This is a genomic window from Micromonospora sp. H61, assembly GCF_018070325.1.
Classification (GTDB): Bacteria; Actinomycetota; Actinomycetes; order Mycobacteriales; family Micromonosporaceae; genus Micromonospora; species Micromonospora salmantinae.
The window spans coordinates 1-1,444 of record NZ_JAGPXY010000215.1 but is presented as its reverse complement, the minus strand read 5'-3'; the positions used below and the strand labels follow the sequence as shown (position 1 = coordinate 1,444).

The 1,444-nt window shown below is 66.1% G+C and carries 2 protein-coding genes; both read right to left on the bottom strand.

Annotated elements, in window-relative coordinates; translation table 11 throughout:
• On the bottom strand, nt 1–649 hold a 649-nt coding region (locus tag KBX08_RS33235; protein ID WP_210787708.1), incomplete at its 3' end, for a hypothetical protein.
• A gap of 209 nt (nt 650–858) precedes the next feature.
• Nucleotides 859–1,444 (bottom strand): site-specific integrase (locus tag KBX08_RS33230; protein ID WP_210787707.1); only part of this gene is annotated, 586 nt, incomplete at its 5' end.

The window sequence follows — 1,444 nt, the reverse complement described above, 5'->3', positions numbered from 1 at the left end:
CCTCAAGGTCGTGTTCATCTGCCCCTGCGAGGTCGAAGGCGCGAAGGACGGACCGTGCTTCGAACTGCAGCTGACCGGCGTCGGCACGGGCGATCCGTGCCGTGTCGCCGGTGATACCGACGATGCTGTTCGCCCGAATCCGCAACGTCAGACAACCATTGGGGCTGGTCATGACCTGCTCGACTGGGGAAACGCGCAGCTGTGCCACTCGATCCAGCTCCGCGTCGAGGCCTCGTAGCGTGCGCCAGGTCTCCCGCGACCACACGTCCTCGTCAAGCTCGGGCGACGCCTGCACCGAGGTTTGGCGTGGCGGTGTCGACGACGCCTGTCCCTGCCGAAGTTCCGTCAAGGCGGCATGTTCCAGTGCGGCGCCGAGGGCGGCGCTGTAGGCCTCGAAGAGCACGGCCGGGAACCGAGCCACGCCAACCTCGCCACGCCACTCACGGCCAACCGTGACGGTGTCCACGCGGCGTTGCGTGTCGATGACCACGGAGACCGATCCGGTTGCATCAGATCCACGGAAACCACCCGTGCGGGAGAGATGCCCACGCTCGCGCAGTAGCTGTCCGACCTGTCGCTGAAGCGCGGCCTCGTCACCGACGAAATCAAGGCTTGCTAGCGACAGGCGTGGGTCGCGTCTGTCGTTCATCCGTGCCTCGGTTCCTCACGTCAAACCAACATGTGGCCATCGGCCCGATCTCCAGAAAGCAGGACCACCGTACGTGAAACCATGTCAACTCGCAGTACCCGTGCCCGCCCGTCGATGCGACGCCGTCATCGGGCGATCTGGCCGAAGACGCGGATTGGGCAGCTTGCCGATGCCTACGTCTTCGGGCGCAAGACCCACCGTCCTCTTCACTAGGGACGAGTGCTGATAGCAGATACCCGAGCGGTAGCCCGTCCTCGGTGGCGGGAAAGGAGTTCGGCGGCGGCTTCGGCTTTGGCGCGTTCGACGTCGAGTTCGACGATGACCGAGGTGTAGACGTCGGTCATGGCGGCCGAGGAGTGGCCGAGGAGTTCCTGGATGTCTTTGAGGTCGGCGCCGGCGGCTTTGAGGTAGGTGGCGGCGCAGTGCCGCAGGTCGTGCAGTCGGATCGGGGGTAGGTCGGCGTCGCGGACGAGGACCTCGAAGCGGTCGGTGACGGCGTTGGGGTGCCAGGGCTTTCCGTCGGGTTGGACGAAGAACAGTCCGGTGTCGGGCCAGGTGTGGCCGGCGGCGAGTTTCCATTGGGCGCGGCGGGCGTGGTGGGCGCGCAGGACGATACGGGTGATGCTGGCCATGGCCATGATCCGGTTGCCGGACTCGGACTTGACCTTTTTGATCACGGGTGTGTAGCCGTGGGTGGCGATCTGTTGGGTGACGCTGATCAGGCAGTTGTCGAGGTCGACGGCGGTGTCGGTGAGTCCGACGGCCTCGCCGCGGCGCAGGCCGCGGTGCAGGATG